This window comes from Aeromonas sp. R7-2 (genome assembly GCF_040908105.1).
Lineage (GTDB): Bacteria > Pseudomonadota > Gammaproteobacteria > Enterobacterales > Aeromonadaceae > Aeromonas > Aeromonas caviae.
The window spans coordinates 1-15,688 of the sequence record NZ_JBFODC010000011.1 but is presented as its reverse complement, the minus strand read 5'-3'; the positions used below and the strand labels follow the sequence as shown (position 1 = coordinate 15,688).

Annotated in this window: 18 protein-coding genes; 9 read left to right on the top strand and 9 right to left on the bottom strand. The window is 59.7% G+C overall.

The window, feature by feature from the left end; all coding sequences use genetic code 11:
• Positions 1–133 precede the first annotated feature (133 nt).
• The 4 genes from tnaC (at position 134) to AB5Y47_RS01190 (ending at position 4,591) form a co-directional block, all read left to right on the top strand.
• Positions 134–217: a tryptophanase leader peptide gene (tnaC, locus tag AB5Y47_RS01205; protein WP_069652909.1), complete on the top strand. Its 84-nt coding sequence runs from the start codon at positions 134–136 to the stop codon at positions 215–217.
• 203 nt (positions 218–420) lie between these two features.
• Entirely contained in the window at positions 421–1,887 is a 1,467-nt protein-coding gene (gene tnaA, locus AB5Y47_RS01200; protein ID WP_049636370.1) for a tryptophanase, read from the top strand.
• A gap of 70 nt (positions 1,888–1,957) precedes the next feature.
• Positions 1,958–3,172: an aromatic amino acid transporter gene (locus AB5Y47_RS01195; RefSeq protein WP_045522579.1), complete on the top strand. Its 1,215-nt coding sequence runs from the start codon at positions 1,958–1,960 to the stop codon at positions 3,170–3,172.
• Positions 3,173–3,370: 198 nt separating this feature from the next.
• Positions 3,371–4,591 carry an aromatic amino acid transporter gene (locus AB5Y47_RS01190; RefSeq protein WP_049636371.1) on the top strand — a complete coding sequence of 407 codons (1,221 nt, stop codon included), beginning with the start codon at positions 3,371–3,373 and terminating at the stop codon, positions 4,589–4,591.
• Between the two features lie 93 nt (positions 4,592–4,684).
• Here AB5Y47_RS01190 and AB5Y47_RS01185 read toward each other — a convergent pair whose 3' ends face one another.
• On the bottom strand, positions 4,685–5,089 hold the full coding sequence (locus AB5Y47_RS01185) for a hypothetical protein (RefSeq protein WP_010672394.1): 405 nt from the start codon (positions 5,087–5,089) through the stop codon (positions 4,685–4,687).
• A gap of 104 nt (positions 5,090–5,193) precedes the next feature.
• On the opposite strand from AB5Y47_RS01185, the gene AB5Y47_RS01180 reads away from it, so the two are divergent.
• A complete protein-coding gene (locus AB5Y47_RS01180) occupies positions 5,194–5,370 on the top strand; it encodes a hypothetical protein (protein WP_154670450.1) in 177 nt (58 codons plus the stop codon).
• 57 nt (positions 5,371–5,427) lie between these two features.
• Here the strand turns inward: AB5Y47_RS01180 and AB5Y47_RS01175 are convergent, their stop codons facing one another.
• The 3 genes from AB5Y47_RS01175 to AB5Y47_RS01165 form a co-directional block, all read right to left on the bottom strand.
• Entirely contained in the window at positions 5,428–6,201 is a 774-nt protein-coding gene (locus tag AB5Y47_RS01175) for a hypothetical protein (protein WP_049636373.1), read from the bottom strand.
• 165 nt (positions 6,202–6,366) lie between these two features.
• Positions 6,367–7,131: an EAL domain-containing protein gene (locus AB5Y47_RS01170; protein WP_049636374.1), complete on the bottom strand. Its 765-nt coding sequence runs from the start codon at positions 7,129–7,131 to the stop codon at positions 6,367–6,369.
• 355 nt (positions 7,132–7,486) lie between these two features.
• Positions 7,487–8,053, bottom strand: coding sequence for a hypothetical protein (locus AB5Y47_RS01165; RefSeq protein WP_125117532.1), 567 nt, complete (start codon positions 8,051–8,053; stop codon positions 7,487–7,489).
• Positions 8,054–8,391: 338 nt separating this feature from the next.
• On the opposite strand from AB5Y47_RS01165, the gene AB5Y47_RS01160 reads away from it, so the two are divergent.
• Positions 8,392–8,856, top strand: a complete 465-nt coding sequence (locus tag AB5Y47_RS01160) for a hypothetical protein (protein WP_125117531.1) — start codon at positions 8,392–8,394, stop codon at positions 8,854–8,856.
• Between the two features lie 134 nt (positions 8,857–8,990).
• On the opposite strand, the gene glyS is transcribed toward AB5Y47_RS01160, so the two are convergent.
• Complete coding sequence (gene glyS, locus AB5Y47_RS01155; RefSeq protein WP_049636375.1) at positions 8,991–11,081, bottom strand: glycine--tRNA ligase subunit beta; 2,091 nt, start codon at positions 11,079–11,081, stop codon at positions 8,991–8,993.
• 9 nt (positions 11,082–11,090) lie between these two features.
• Positions 11,091–12,014 (bottom strand): glycine--tRNA ligase subunit alpha, encoded by a 924-nt coding sequence (gene glyQ, locus AB5Y47_RS01150; RefSeq protein WP_041212022.1) that lies wholly within the window; start codon positions 12,012–12,014, stop codon positions 11,091–11,093.
• A gap of 187 nt (positions 12,015–12,201) precedes the next feature.
• Here glyQ and AB5Y47_RS01145 point away from each other — a divergent pair, with 187 nt between their 5' ends.
• Positions 12,202–12,780 carry a DNA-3-methyladenine glycosylase I gene (locus AB5Y47_RS01145; RefSeq protein ID WP_160839475.1) on the top strand — a complete coding sequence of 193 codons (579 nt, stop codon included), beginning with the start codon at positions 12,202–12,204 and terminating at the stop codon, positions 12,778–12,780.
• Between the two features lie 54 nt (positions 12,781–12,834).
• On the opposite strand, the gene AB5Y47_RS01140 is transcribed toward AB5Y47_RS01145, so the two are convergent.
• On the bottom strand, positions 12,835–13,395 hold the full coding sequence (locus AB5Y47_RS01140; protein WP_080989849.1) for a cysteine hydrolase family protein: 561 nt from the start codon (positions 13,393–13,395) through the stop codon (positions 12,835–12,837).
• Positions 13,396–13,818: 423 nt separating this feature from the next.
• On the opposite strand from AB5Y47_RS01140, the gene AB5Y47_RS01135 reads away from it, so the two are divergent.
• Both AB5Y47_RS01135 and AB5Y47_RS01130 read left to right on the top strand, forming a co-directional pair.
• On the top strand, positions 13,819–14,061 hold the full coding sequence (locus tag AB5Y47_RS01135) for a hypothetical protein (protein ID WP_109112318.1): 243 nt from the start codon (positions 13,819–13,821) through the stop codon (positions 14,059–14,061).
• A 161-nt stretch (positions 14,062–14,222) separates the two neighbouring features.
• Positions 14,223–14,879, top strand: coding sequence for an OmpA family lipoprotein (locus AB5Y47_RS01130; RefSeq protein WP_010672405.1), 657 nt, complete (start codon positions 14,223–14,225; stop codon positions 14,877–14,879).
• Between the two features lie 137 nt (positions 14,880–15,016).
• On the opposite strand, the gene AB5Y47_RS01125 is transcribed toward AB5Y47_RS01130, so the two are convergent.
• Both AB5Y47_RS01125 and tusA read right to left on the bottom strand, forming a co-directional pair.
• Complete coding sequence (locus tag AB5Y47_RS01125) at positions 15,017–15,364, bottom strand: RidA family protein (RefSeq protein WP_128297086.1); 348 nt, start codon at positions 15,362–15,364, stop codon at positions 15,017–15,019.
• Positions 15,365–15,382: 18 nt separating this feature from the next.
• Positions 15,383–15,628, bottom strand: coding sequence for a sulfurtransferase TusA (gene tusA / locus AB5Y47_RS01120; protein ID WP_041214136.1), 246 nt, complete (start codon positions 15,626–15,628; stop codon positions 15,383–15,385).
• Between the last annotated feature and the right edge of the window lie 60 nt (positions 15,629–15,688).

Here is a 15,688-nt window from a genome sequence, read left to right as displayed (position 1 = left end):
TGGCGATAATAAGCTGTATAAAAATCCCCCGCCAAATTGTTAGCGCCATCCCACTTTGCTCATATTGCAATTGATCATATAGCGCTCCCCACCATAATGGGTGCTGTTATTTGGCGTTGTTAATATCAATTGGATGAGCAACAACATGAATATCAAGGTCAGCTATCCCAAGTGGTTTACCCTGGACCATAAGATCGCGTTCTTCTTCCCGCTGTAATTCCCCGCGGCGGCGCAGCATGCCTGCCATGCCACAAGCCCGCCTCCATTCCTGAACTGAAATAGCTGCACCTGTCTTCGCCTGTTTATTCTGGCGAGGCGATGTCGTGCATCCATTTCCCAATATTTCCCACCTGCCGGACATTCTATTTTCGGCGGGGGAAGAGACTCATTTTGAATATTTAAATCTGGGGTGTTTATATTATGGAAAACTTCAAGCATCTGCCCGAACCCTTCCGTATTCGTGTCATCGAGCCGGTCAAGCGCACCACCCGTGCCTATCGGGAAGAGGCCATTGTCCGGGCGGGCATGAACCCCTTCCTGCTGGACAGCGAAGACGTCTTCATCGACCTGCTGACCGACAGTGGCACCGGCGCCATCACCCAGGACATGCAGGCCGCCATGCTGCGCGGTGACGAGGCCTACAGCGGCAGCCGCAGCTACTATGCCCTGCAACAGGCGGTGCAGGAGATCTTCGGCTACTCCCTGACCATCCCCACTCACCAGGGGCGCGGCGCCGAGCAGATTTACATCCCCGTGCTCATCAAGAAGCGGGAGCAGGAGAAGGGGCTGGATCGCAAGAAGATGGTGGCCCTCTCCAACTACTTCTTCGACACCACCCAGGGCCACACCCAGATCAACTGCTGCGTGGCGAAGAACGTCTATACCAGGGAGGCGTTCGATACCTCGGTCACCGCCGACTTCAAAGGCAACTTCGATCTGGTGAAGCTGGAAGAGGCCATCCTGGAGGCGGGCCCCGCCAACGTGCCCTACATCGTCAGCACCATCACCTGCAACTCCGCCGGGGGGCAGCCGGTCTCCATTGCCAACCTGAAGGCGGTGTACGAGATCGCCAGAAAGTACGACATCCCCGTCATCATGGACTCCGCCCGCTTCGCCGAGAACGCCTACTTCATCCAGCAGCGGGAGCCCGGCTACGCGAACTGGACCATCGAGGAGATCACCAGAGAGTCCTACAAGTACGCGGACGGCCTCGCCATGTCGGCGAAGAAGGATGCCATGGTGCAGATGGGGGGGCTGCTGTGCTTCAAGGATGACAGCATGCTGGACGTCTACACCGAGTGCCGCACCCTGTGCGTGGTGCAGGAGGGCTTCCCGACCTATGGCGGCCTGGAAGGGGGCGCCATGGAGCGCCTGGCGGTGGGCCTGCGGGACGGCATGCGCCAGGACTGGCTGGCCTATCGCATCGGCCAGGTGCAGTACCTGGTGGACGGGCTGGAGGCCATCGGCGTGGTGTGCCAGCAGGCAGGGGGCCATGCGGCCTTCGTGGATGCGGGCAAGCTGCTGCCCCACATCCCGGCGGATCAGTTCCCGGCCCACGCCCTGGCCTGCGAGCTCTACAAGGTCGCCGGCATCCGGGCGGTGGAGATAGGTTCCCTGCTGCTGGGGCGCGACCCCGCCACCGGCAAGCAGCACCCCTGCCCGGCGGAGCTGCTGCGCCTGACCATCCCCCGTGCCACCTATACCCAGACCCACATGGACTTTGTCATCGAGGCCTTCGGCGAGGTGAAGAAGAACGCCCACCGGGTGAAGGGGCTGGACTTCATTTACGAGCCGGCCGTGCTGCGCCACTTCACCGCCAGACTGAAAGAGGTCGAGCATAACGACTCGTCAGCCGGCAAGACGCAGAAAAAATTGATAGAAGCATAACGAGTCAGGGGCACAGATTTTTCTGTGCCCTTTTTTTTCACTGCTCTGTGAAAGATTTGGAGTGACACACATGACATCAACACCGTCCGTCATTGGAGGGGCCTGCATCATTGCCAGCGTCTGTGTCGGTGCCGGCATGCTGGGGCTGCCGAGCGCGGGAGCCGGGGCCTGGACCAGCTGGTCAACCCTCGCCATCATTCTTACCATGGTCGTCATGACGGTTTCAGGCTGGATGCTGCTGGAAGCCCTGAAACCCTACGCATTGACTGCCTCCTTCAACTCGGTGACCAAGGATCTGCTCGGTCGCAGGATCAATCTCTTCAACAACCTCACCGTCTATTTCGTGGGCGGCATTTTGCTCTATGCCTACATCACCTCGTCGGGTCTCATCCTGGGCGGCCTGCTGGGCATCAATAGCCAGCTGGCCTCGGTGTTGTTCGTGCTGGTGTTCTCCTGGTTCGTCTGGCATTCGACCCGGGCGGTGGACAGGATTTCGGTCGTCCTGATCGTTTTTATGGTGCTGAGCTTCGTGTTCGGGGTCTCCGGGCTTGCCAGCAAGGTCGACACCGCCAAACTGTTCAACTCCTTTGCCGAGGAGCTGGGCCGCGCCCCTTACGCCCTGGCCATGTTGCCGGTGGCGCTCACCTCGTTTGGCTACCACCACTCGGTGGCATCGATGCGCGCCTATTACGGCGAGGAGCAGAAAGCCAGGCAGGCGATCCTGGGGGGGACCCTGATCGCCCTGGCGCTCTATCTGCTGTGGCTGCTCAGCATCTTCGGCAACCTGCCTCGTCCCGCCTTCGGCCCCGTCATCGCCAAGGGGGGTGACGTGGATGTGCTGCTGGGGGCGCTGGCCTCGGTGATCGAGTCCAGGCAGGTCTCCCAGGCCATCAACCTCTTCTCCATGGCGGCCATCCTCTCCTCCTTCATCGGGGTGGGGCTCGGGGTGTTCGACTATCTGGCGGATCTGTTCCGGTTCGACAACAGTCGCCGGGGGCGGGCCAAATCCTGGGCGGTGACCTTCCTGCCCCCCCTGGCGCTCTCCCTGATGTTCCCGTTCGGCTTCGTGGTGGCCATCGGCTATGCCGGGGCCGCGGCGACCGTCTGGGCCTGCATCATCCCGGCCCTGCTGGCGAAGAAGTCCCGGGAGCTGGCCCCGGACGAGGCGGGGTTCAAGGCCCCCGGTGGCCAGCCCATGGTGGTGGCCGTCATCGTCTTCGGGGTGCTTACCGCCATCTTCCACCTGATGGCCATGGCGGGTCTGCTGCCCGTCTACACCGGCTGATCCTGGTGTGCTGAACCTGGCCCCATCCCGAACATATTCCACGGATGGGGCGCAGGATCCGGCCCGTTTCCCCCCATTTCCCCTCCGGATTTGATACCCGAAGGCATGCAGGGTAAAGTCCCCCGGCGCCAGCAGTGGCGAACGCAGGAGAAGCACGGCGGTGTGCCGTGACCAGTCGACAATCCGTTTGGGGGAGTAATGGAACAGAAACCATCGTTGGTGGGCGGGGCATGCATCATTGCCGGCGTCTGTGTGGGGGCCGGCATGCTGGGGCTGCCGAGTGCGGGGGCGGGCGCCTGGACCCTCTGGTCCATGCTCGCGGTGGCACTGACCATGGTGGTGATGACGGTCTCCGGCTGGATGCTGCTGGAGTCCTATCGGGGCTATCCCCTGCGCGTCTCCTTCGATACCGTGACCCGGGATCTGCTGGGGGAGAAGGTCAACGCCCTCAACAATCTCAGCGTTTATTTCGTCGGCGGCATCCTGCTCTATGCCTACATCACCTCGGCCGGTCTCATCATCAACGGCATGACGGGGATGGGCAGCCAGTGGGCGTCCGTGCTCTTTACCCTGGCCTTCTCCCTGCTGGTGTGGCACTCCACCCGGGCGGTGGACCGCATCTCGGTGTTGCTGGTGATCCTGATGGGGCTGAGCTTTGCCTTCGGCATCTCGGGCCTGTCGATGAACGTGCGCCTCGATCTGCTGCTCGACCGGGTGGGCAGCGAAGTGAGCTACGCCCCCTATGCCCTGGTGATGCTGCCGGTGGCGCTCACCTCGTTCGGCTACCACCATTCGGTCTCCTCCATGCGCGCCTACTACGGTGAAGAGCGCCGTGCCAGCCGCGCCATTCTGGGGGGCACCCTGATCGCGCTCGCGTTTTACCTCATCTGGCTGGTGAGCGTCTTTGGCAACCTGCCCCGCAGCGAGTTCGGCCCGGTGATCGCAGAGGGGGGCAACGTGGATGCCCTGCTCAAGGCTCTCGGTTCGGTGATCGAGTCCAAGGCGGTGGCCAGCGCCCTCAACGCCTTCTCCATGGCGGCCATCCTCTCCTCCTTCATCGGGGTGGGGCTCGGGGTGTTCGACTACCTGGCGGATCTGTTCAAGTTCGACAACAGCCGGGGTGGCCGCGCCAAGTCCTGGGCGGTGACCTTCCTGCCGCCCCTGGTGCTCTCCTTGCTGTTCCCGTTCGGCTTCCTGGTGGCCATCGGCTATGCGGGCGCCGTGGCGACCCTGTGGACCTGCATCATCCCGCCCCTGCTGGCCTGGAAGGTGCGGGCGGCCCGGCGCGAAGAAGGTGGCGAGGGTTTCCGCGCCCCCGGCGGCCTCTTCATGATCGTCCTGGTGATCCTGTTCGGCGTGCTGACCGCCGCCTTCCACCTGCTCAACATGGTGGACCTGCTGCCCGCCTACAAGGGCTGAGCCGTTACCCGGGTCGCAGTGCCAGCACACAATGACAAAGAAGGAGCCTCATGGGCTCCTTCTTGCTTGTCACACAGGCAATATTGGCGTCGGTTACTGAATGCCGACCGACAGGGAGTGGGGGACCTTGGCGCCTTTACGGGCGGTGGCGCGCATCTGGTAGACCTGGATCAGGTACTTGCCCGACTTGGGCAGGGTGCCTTGCCATTTTGTGTCCACGTTGCCGCCGCCCAGTGCCTCGGCCTGACCCGGGATGGCGCCCGGCGCGAAGACGTTGAAGTTGGCATTGGTGCTGCCGGTGATGGCGACCGTCATGGTCTGGCCTTCTTTGGCGCCCAGGGTGTAGTTGATGGTGTCATAACCGGAGAAGGTGCCGTCAACCTTGGCGCTGTGCGCGCCTTTGGCGAAGTGCACCGGCACCGTGGTCACCTTGTCTGCCGCCTGAACCGAGGCCGCCATCATCATGGCCAGCAAGGCGGCCGTTACTGCTTTTTTCATTATCTATTGCTCCTGTGATCGGGCCCTGGCACGGGCCTCGAGGGGAAGATATGCCGGAACGATGACGCGACTCCATCGAAATGATGGGGCGGTCGGAGTGGGGGATGTTGCAAGATTTGGGGTATGCACAGACGGACATGGTGCCTTTTGGCCGCAAGCCAGATGAACACAAGGTCGATGGGGTTTTATATGGCGAGTTCCCTGATACAGGGGGCGTTTTTGTCAACGTGGTGTTGACGAACAGGGTGCCCGCTGCGGCCATGACTCTGCGACAGAATTGATCGCCCCGGGTCTCCTGCATGGTCAGGGCGCGGGAGGGCTTGCGGAAAAAGAGGACGTCATGGCTGGCTGGTGCCCTCAGCCGCCATGGCCTGCTGCTCATAGCGCGCTACCGTGCCGTCCTGCTTCATTTGCCGGATCACGCCGGCAAGGGGGGCCAGCAGATCCTGATGCCGTTCGTGCAGATAGACGTAAGAATCGGCCAGCTCCATCACCCCGGCGGAGTAGATGCCGGCATAGCCCGGGTCCTGGCGCGTCAGGGCGGCCAGGGTCTGGCTGGCAATCAGGGTCTGCTCCACATAGAGGTCACTGCGCCCCTTGAGCAGCTTGCCCATCCCCTGCTCGGCGGTGGCGATGGCAAAGAGCCGGTCCGGTGCCACCACCTTGCCCAGCATCATCTCCGGCAGCTTGGCGCCACGGCGAAACTCGACCCGATAACCGGTGCCCTGCAGGCTGTGCCACCCCTGCAGCTGGATCCCGGGCTGGTGGGCATAGGCCTGATAGGAGACGGCGAAATGGGGCTCGGGCACGCGCTGGAGGGTGCGGGTCTGCTGCTGGTAGCTGGCGGCGCGGTGGATCTCGCCATCGACCTGTCCCTGCTCTGCCAGCAGGGGGGCCCGTCCCCCGGGGTAGCCCTGGTACTGGAATGCATAGCCCAGGCGGGCGAACGCATCCCGATAGATGAGATCGAGCCAGCGACCATAGGGGGACTCCCTGGTTTCAAGGGAGCTCACCAGTGTGATGTTGCCCCTGCCTTGCGCCCCCCATACCTGGAAGGCCAGCAGCAAGAGCAGTGAAAGAGCGAAGAAGCGGTATCCTGAAACCTGCGCCATGGTGTCCCTGTCAGAGCGGTGGTTGCAAAGGGTGACAGTCCTATCCTAGCCCAGGGGGTTGCCCGGTCCAGCGCTTTCTGCCGCCCGCCCGTGGATACCCTCCGGGCCGCCTCCCGTCCCGCCTTGCCCGAATGAACGCCAACCAAGGGAGATAGCCAGCGTCGCTCACAGGCTGGCGAAATCCACTTCGGGCAGGGTTTCGAAGCCGGGGCGGGCAAACAGATAGCCCTGCATCAGGCTGACGCCCATCTCCCGCAGGCAGGCCATCTCGTCGCGGGTCTCGACCCCTTCCGCCAGCGGGGTGATCTGCAACTCCGTGAACAGCGCCAGACAGTGGCGAACGATGGCCTGACGGATCGGGTCCTGATCGATGCCGCGCAGCAGGTGCATATCGAGTTTGATGATGTCGGGGCGAAAATCGGCCAGCAGGCTCAGGCCCGAGTAACCGGCGCCAAAGTCGTCGATCGCCGTCTTGAAGCCAAGGGCCTGATAGTGATCCACGATGCCGCGAATATGGCGGTTGTCCTGCACCTGCTCCACCTCGGTGAACTCGAACATGATCTGTTCGATGGGAAAGAGATGCTCGCGCGCCGCCTGCAATGTGGTGCGGATGCAGCGCTCCGGGCGATAGACCGCATTGGGCAGGAAGTTGATGCTCAGCATGCCCCGCATATCGAGGCGGGCGGCCAGCGCGATGGCCTTGATCCGGCACAGCTGATCGAAGCGGTAGCGGTTGTCGTCGTTGACCCGATCAATCACGCTCTGCGCTGGCTCGTTGTTGAGCCCCCGCACCAGCGCCTCGTAGCCGAAGAGGGTGCGCTGGCTGCAATCGACGATGGGCTGGAAGGCCATGGTGAAATCGAAGTCGAGATCCACCTGCTCATGACACTGCTGGCAGAGGGGGGAGGACGGGGCGGCAGGTATGTCCATGACGTTCCTTTCAAGGCGTGGGGTCGCGAGAGATTGCCTCAAAGGATAACAGCTCATATCTCGCCGGCAGAGGTTATTCATTGGAGCTGGCGGGTATCGGGTAGAGGATTGTGTGGCAAAGTCGGGGCCATGATGGATTCGACAATGACCGATCAATACCAAGCAGCATACCCCGTAGGCCTCCGTCGCCCCGTAGGTTCGATTAGCGCAGCGTCATCGGACGAACGAGAGGTGTTGATAGTGGTTGTTGCCGTGCAACAGGAGCGGTCAGCCGGAGGGAGAAATGCGGCTGGTCGTTATGGCTGGATAATTAATTTATGCAAACATCCAATTACGTCTACCGGCTAATAAATAATTACGGATTAACAGGATCCAGATTTTGGAAGAAGTTGAATAGCCTTTCAATTGAATCAAGAATTTGGGTCTCCTGATTAACTTTATCTTCCCATGACTCACCAAAACTTGCGTAAAGGTGAATGTTATTTCTTTTTACTAGGAGACGGTCTAAATCTGCCACTACACCAGAAATTTCATTTGAGAAAACACCATGGTTTTTCCACGAGTGAACAACTTTGCCGAAGGTTCTATGTTTGGGGTCTTTTTTCATTAAAGACCTGATTTTTCTATTCTCAGCATGCGATCTCATTGCGCATTCAATAATTGATGAACCAACCGAAATACAACTGGAAATGGCTCCTGCTCGTGCAGACAATACTAGTTTAGATGGGGTGAACCAAGTTTCTCTTTGGGCTAATGGGTGTGACCAACTTTGAACTCTTCCAACGATCATATCATTTAGAAAATCATAGTATTGATGTGCTTCTGCAACGGCATTTATTGCATCTTGGTTAGGAAGTTTTTGCCAGATTTCTCTTAACTCCCCCAAACTGTAAAATTCATATTCATCACTTGATAAAGTCAAAATATCTTGCCATGAAAATAACCCTCGCTAGTTAATTTTTAATTTCACTTAAGCAGCATGTATTTTTAGTCGCTAGAAAAACATTTTACTGCTGGCTTTGTAAAAAGGAAGGCTAATATAGCTTTAATGTGTTCTTGATCAAGAATTTACTTTTTCATGATTACGACAACGCAAACGTCATATTACGCTCGGCTACTAATTTAACCTACGAGTTAGTGTGGGTCAGTTCAATGTTTTTTAATCATATAATTGATCTTTTTGTCTTTCCGTGTTTAATAGCAATAGATGATACCTCATCTGCAGCTATTAGAGTTAACCATTTTAGAAGGAGCTATGTAATGGTTCGGTTTTCAGTGCTTTTAATGACCGCAAGTTTGATTATTTCCCCTGCATATGCAGTTCCTAATATATGGAAAGGCGAATTTGGACAGGGCTTTTTAGCGCTTAACATTAATAATGAATCAGGGGATGAGTTCACCATTATGTGTGATCTTGGTTATACAGAAACAGGTGAAAAAACATCGGCTAGCTTTAGACTAGGAAATGGAAATGATTTATCTCCATCATCTAACAATAAAGTGGAAATTGTTGTTGATGGGAATTCATACCTTATCCCAGAAGGCGTTGGGTTCAGAAGTGGAGACATTGCATGGGAGCAATTTATCCATGTCATTAACACTGCAAGTAACTTCGATATATATGTAAATGACAAAATGATGGCCAGTTTTAATCCAACGCCACAAAGTACGAAGAAAGAACTTGCTGATCTCAGTCAATGTACTTATCGACCAATAGATAGCTAGTATTATAAAGTTTGATTGATATTATTAACTTCATATGGGGTAGATGGAGTTAAAATGTTTTTTGTTCATCTCCGTTTGTTTTATAAAAACGGCGCCTTTCGGCGCCGTTTTTTGATCTAGCCAACAAACCTCAATCACTGCAGCAGGGAGATATCCGCGACTTGCAGGAACAGGTTGCGCAGGTTGTTCAGCAGTGCCAGACGGTTGGCCTTGAGGGCTTCGTCGTCGGCCATCACCATCACCTCGTTGAAGAAGGTGTCGACCGGCTCGCGCAGGGCGGCCAGACGGGTGAGGGCAGCCTGATAGTCACCGGCAGCGAACAGCGGGGCCAGTTCGGCTTGCAGTCCGGCAACCTGGGTGGCCAGTGCCTTCTCGGCGGCATCGACCAGCAGTTCCGGTTTGACGGTTGTGGGCAGTGGAACCTCGACCTTGGCCAGAATGTTGCTCACGCGCTTGTTGGCGGCAGCCAGTGCCAGTGCGGCATCCAGCGTGCGGAAGTGGCTGACGGCTTTGATTCGACGGTCTACATCTAACAGGTTGGTATAGATAACGATATGTGCGTCATCAACCCCTCTGCCAGCCAGAACAGCTTGAATTACATCAGGGCTGAACCCCTGTCCTTGGTACCAAGGGCGCAAGCGTTCAAGAATAAAGGTCTGAATTTGGTCTGCACACTGCTCAACTTTTCCGTCATAAAGTGATAGCGCTTTAGAGATCACTTCATGCAGGTCTAGTTTGAGCTCTTTCTCCACAATAATGCGGATAATGCCGAGAGCGGCGCGACGCAGGGCGAACGGGTCCTTGTCACCCTTGGGCAGCATGCCGATGCCGAAGATACCGGCCAGGGTGTCGAACTTGTCGGCCAGCGCGACGGCGCAGGCAACCAGACCGGACGGCAGGGCATCGCCGGCAAAGCGCGGCATGTACTGCTCGTTGAGGGCCACTGCAACCGCTTCGTCTTCGCCATCGTGACGGGCGTAGTGCATCCCCATGACACCCTGGGTGTCGGTGAACTCGCCGACCATGTTGGTCATCAGATCACACTTGGAGAGCAGACCGGCACGCTTGGCCTGAGCCACATCGGCGCCGATACGCTCGGCGATAAAGCCGGCGACGGTCTCGATGCGCTCGACCTTGGCCTTGACGGTGCCCAGCTGTTGCTGGAACAGCACGGTTTCAAGGCGCGGCAGGCGGGAGGCCAGGGTCTGCTTGAGGTCGGTCTTGAAGAAGAACTCGGCGTCAGAGAGACGGGGGCGAACCACCTTCTCGTTGCCGCTGATGATCTGGCTCGGGTCTTTGGACTCGATGTTGGTGACGAAGATGAACTTCGGCAGCAGCTTGCCGTTCTTGTCGTAGACCGGGAAGTACTTCTGGTCACCCTTCATGGTGTGAACCAGCGCTTCAGCCGGAACGGCCAGGAACTTCTCTTCGAAGTTGGCGGTCAGCACCACCGGCCACTCGACCAGTGCGGTGACTTCTTCCAGCAGGGCGTCATCCAGATCGGCTACGCCACCGAAGGCGGCAGCGGCCGCTTCGGCGTCAGCCTTGATCTTGGCCTTGCGCGCCATAAAGTCGGCAATCACCATGCCGCGCTCCTGCAGGATCTGCGGGTACTGGCTGGCGTTGTCGATGGTGAACTCGCTCTCGCCCATAAAGCGGTGGCCGCGGATGGTGCGGGCAGAGTCGATACCCAGAATGTGAGCGGGAACCAGATCCCCATCCAGCAGCAGGGTCACGGTGAAGACCGGACGCACGAACTGGATGGTCTTGTCGCCCCAGCGCATCATCTTCGGGATCGGCAGTTTGGCCAGTGCCTGGCTAACCAGTTCGCCCAGCAGATCGACGGCCGGACGGCCTTCGACCTTGGCGGTGTGAACCAGCCACTCGCCCTTGTCGGTGACCAGACGCTCGGCCTGCTCAACGGTGATGCCGTTGCCACGGGCCCAGCCTTCGGCAGCCTTGGTCGGCTTGCCTTCGGCATCGAACGCCTGGGAGACGGCCGGGCCGCGCTTCTCGACGCTCTTGCTCGGCTGTTCGCCAGCCAGCTCGCTTACCTTCAGCGCCAGACGGCGCGGTGAAGCAAACCACTCGACGTCGCCGAAGGCCAGATCGGCCTTGGTCAGTTCGGCTTTGAAGTTGTCGGCAAAGGCTTCGGCCAGGGAGCGCAGGGCTTTGGGCGGCAGCTCAGCAGTACCGATCTCTACCAGAAATGTATGTTGTGCCATGTCCGTTCCTTAACCTTGCTTGTTCTCTGTGCGCTGACACATGGGGAAACCCAGCGCTTCGCGGGAGGCGTAGTATGCCTCTGCCACGGCCTTGGTCAGGGTGCGAATGCGCAGGATGTAGCGCTGACGCTCGGTGACCGAGATGGCCTTGCGGGCATCCAGCAGGTTGAAGGAGTGAGCGGCCTTGAGGATGCGCTCGTAGGCAGGCAGCGGCAGCGGTTTTTCCAGTGCCAGCAGATTCTGGGCTTCCTTCTCGTACTGCTCGAAGCAGTGGAACAGGAACTCCACGTCGGCGTGTTCGAAGTTGTAGGTGGATTGCTCCACTTCGTTCTGGTGGAACACGTCGCCGTAGGTGGTCTTGCCCAGCGGGCCGTCAGACCAGACCAGGTCGTAGACGCTGTCCACACCCTGGATGTACATGGCCAGACGCTCGAGACCGTAGGTGATCTCGCCGGTGACCGGCTTGCACTCGAGGCCGCCAACCTGCTGGAAGTAGGTGAACTGGGTCACTTCCATGCCGTTCAGCCACACTTCCCAACCCAGGCCCCAGGCACCCAGCGTCGGGTTTTCCCAGTTGTCTTCCACGAAGCGGATGTCGTGGATCTCGGGATCCATGCCCAGCTCTTTCAGGGAGCCCAGATAGAGTTCCTGAATGTTGTCTGGGGAGGGCTTGATGATCACCTGGAACTGGTAGTAGTGCTGCAGGCGGTTCGGGTTCTCACCGTAGCGGCCGTCAGTCGGACGGCGGGACGGTTGTACGTAGGCGCAGGCGATGGGCTCCGGGCCCAGGGCGCGCAGGCAGGTCATGGGGTGGGAGGTACCGGCACCCACTTCCATATCCAGCGGCTGAATGATGGTACAGCCCTGGCGGGACCAATAGTCCTGCAACTGCAGGATCAGGCCCTGAAAGGTTTTGACATCGAATTTTTGCATAGTGTTTTTCGCGCGAAATGAAATCAGAGCAAGATTTGCTGAATGTGAACCGAGGGAGTATACCGTCTGGCATGGTCGGATAATAGGCGAAATTACAGGGGATTAGTGGGGCTATGTTGTCGCTTGCTCTATGATGTCGCCGACGCAAGCGGCCTGCCGATGGCCGATGAAAAACAGGGGAGAGGAAATGGAACTGCGCTGCGCCTGGGTGACCAGAGACCCGGAATACATCGAATACCATGACAAGCAGTGGGGCAGGCCGGTGTATGACGCCCGCGAGTTGTTTGCCAAGCTCTGCCTCGATGGTCAACAGGCGGGGCTGTCGTGGATCACCATCCTCAAGCGCACCGAGAGCTACCATCGCGCCTATGCGGATTTTGATCCGGTGCGCATCGTGCAGTTCGACGACCAGGACGTGGCGCGGCTGATGCAGGATACCGGCATCATCCGCAACCGGCTCAAGGTGCAATCGATCATCAAAAATGCCCGCGCCTATCTGGCGCTGGAGGCGGAAGGCATCGACTTCGTGGATTATCTGTGGAGCTTTGTCGGCGGCGCCCCCATCGTCAACCAGCGTCAGGGCAACGGCGACATTCCGGCGACCTCACCGGAGTCGGATGCCATGTCCAAGGCCCTCAAGAAGCGCGGCTTCACCTTCGTCGGCAGCACCATCTGCTACGCCTTCATGCAGGCGGTGGGGATGGTGAACGATCATCTGGTGACCTGCCCCTGCCACGCCGAGTGCCAGCAAGCAGCGGCGACGTGAAGGGAAATGAACGAAGAAGGGAGGCTCAAGCCTCCCTTCTTTTTTTGCTCTGAATCAGCAGGGCTCAAGGGGGCGGCCGAGCGCCTCGCACACCTCGTCGCTGCTCATCAGCCGCACGAAGGGGCCGGCCAGGGTGGCGTTGTGATGGGCGATGATCTGGGGGGCGGTCAGTTGCGGCGTGTCCATGCAGGTGTGGGCATCGCTCACCAGCACTACGGTGTAGCCGAGATCTGCCGCCGCCCGGCAGGTGGTGTCGATGCAGTACTGGGTCTTCATGCCGGTGACGATCAGGGTCTGCACGCCGTCCTCTTTCAGCCAGCCATCGAGACCGGTGCCATGGAAGGCGCTGGGGCGCTGCTTGTCGAACACCCGATCGGCCTCGCCGACGACCAGCTCAGGCGCAAGCTGCCAGAACGGACTGCCGGCGGCGATGGGGCTGCCGGCCGGGCCCGTGTGGCGCACCGCCAGTACAGGGAGAGCGGCACTGCGGGCCGCCTGGCTCAGGCGATTGATGTTGGCCAGGGTCTCGGCCCCGGCATGGGGGGCTTCCGGGCCGTGAAGGAGGCCCACCTGGATGTCGATGATGAGCAGCGCGGGGCGGGAAAGGGACGACATGGTCATGGCTCCGTGAGAAATGTCACCCACTCTGGGGCCATGGGCTCTTATGAGACAACCCGCATCTGGGGGGCAACCACTCCAGACCCCGGGAGCATGTTCCGTTGCGCCGGGCCGGGAGCCTTTTCGCCCCTTGGTACAGCCGGGATACAGTCACACGGGTTCACCATCGGGAGCGCCATCACGATGGAGCCCCGTGTCACTGAGCGCCGTTCGCCCTCTCTCCCCCGGTCTGATCGGCTGCCCCCTGGGGATGACGTTGCTCGTCAGGGCAAACACGAGGGGAAGCTGGCCCTGTGCAAGAAGGTCCGAGGCTGCACAGACGACGCCCCCGAGGGCCGAGTTGGCGCTACCGGGATCTTGCCCCTCCCCTATCATTGAAAGACGCCGGACCGGTTCAGGTTGTCTGGCGAAGGAGCCATCATGAAGAAGTCCGTATTGGCGCTGCTTGCCGCCACCGCCTTGCTGGCCGCCCTGCCTGCACAGGCCACCAAGCAGGCCCAGGAGCGCCGTGACGCCCGCGATGTGCGTCAGGATACCCGTCAGGAGTCCCGTGACGCGAAACAGGCGTGTCGTGAGGGGGTGGTGGGCAATGCCGACTGCCGCCAGGAGCATCGTGAAAACAAGCAGGAGGGGCGAGACAAGGCCCGGGATATCAAATATTGATGCGGGCCCGTCCGAAGATGGCCTGCACCGGGTAAGTCGCAAGGGGCAGGGGGCGTTTTGCCCCCTGCCCATCTTCGCAATGCGCGCGTCACACTCTGGCGCCTCTCTGGGTTAGAATGCGCGGCTATCGGCTAGAGTCGTTCTTTTTCAGAGGTTTTTTCATGCATTTCAAGAAACTGGTTCCTGCACTTGCCCTGACCGTCGCCATCACTGGCTGTACCACCAACCCCTATACCGGTGAATCCCAGACCTCCAAGGGCGCCTGGGGCGCGTTGGCGGGTGCGGCGACCGGCGCAGCCGTGGGGGCGCTCTCCTCCAGCAAGGGCGACCGCAAAAAGGGCATCCTGACTGGCGTCGCCGCCGGTGCGGCCCTGGGTGGTGGTATCGGTTACTACATGGATGTGCAGGAAGCCAAGCTGCGCGAGAAGCTGCAAGGCACCGGCGTCAGCGTGACCCGCAACGGTGATCAGCTGATCCTCAACATGCCGAACAACGTCACCTTCGACAGCTCCAGCGCCCAGCTGAAAGCCGCCGGTGCCAACACCCTGTCCGGCGTGGCCCTGGTGGTTGCCGAGTTCGACAAGACCCGTCTGAACGTGGTCGGTCACACCGACAGCACCGGCTCCCGCGAGCTGAACATGAAGCTCTCCCGGGATCGCGCAGATGCCGTTGCCGCCCAGCTGATCGGCCAGGGCGTGTCCGGCAGCCGTATCGCCATCAGCGGTGTGGGCCCGGATCAGCCGGTGGCCAGCAACAGCACCGCCGAAGGCAAGGCCCAGAACCGTCGGGTGACCATCACCCTGACCCCGACCGCCTAAGCGGCCCGGTTCGATGCCAAAAAAAGGCCCCGCCAGCGATGGCGGGGCCTTTCTATTGGCGCCGGTGCGTGTCCTTTGCTCCTTGCCCCCTTCTCCTCTTGCGGGAGAAGGGTCGGGGATGAGGGGATAACCGCCTCTTAGACAGCCGCAGTCAGCTGCACTTCTACCCTGTAGCCTTCGTGGGCGAGACGGGCCTGCACGCAGGCACGGACGGGGGCGGTGCCTGCCGGGATCCAGGCATCCCACTGCGCGTTGAAGGCGGCGATGTCTTCAATGTCCTTGAGATAGATGTTGGCCATCAGGATCCTGTCGACGCCGGAGCCGTTGGCTTCCAGCAGACGCTGCAGGCTTTCCAGCACTTCACGGGTCTGCTGGTGGATGTCGGCGGTCTCGGTGGCGGGCACTTCCACCACGTAGAGGGTGCCGTTGTGGATGACCACATCAGACCAGCGCTGGGTGGTCCCGATACGGGTAATGGATGTCATGTTTGCTCCGGTACGGGGTTATTGACCCTTGCGGATCAGGTAGCGGTAAGGGGCCTGCTCAGTCTCGCTGGCGACCAGGGTGTGATCCATAAAGCGGCAGAAGCTGGGAATGTCGCGGGTGGTGGAGGGGTCGTCGGCGCTGACCAGCAGGGTCTCCCCATCCGCCATCAGCCGCACTTTCTTGCGAACCATCATCACGGGTTCGGGGCAACGAAGCCCGATTGCGTCCAGCTCGTGGGTCGCATTGCAGAATTCAGTACTCATGAATAATCAACCTTCAGCCGCACCTTCTTGCGCGCCATCGTCACGGGTTCGGGGCAACGA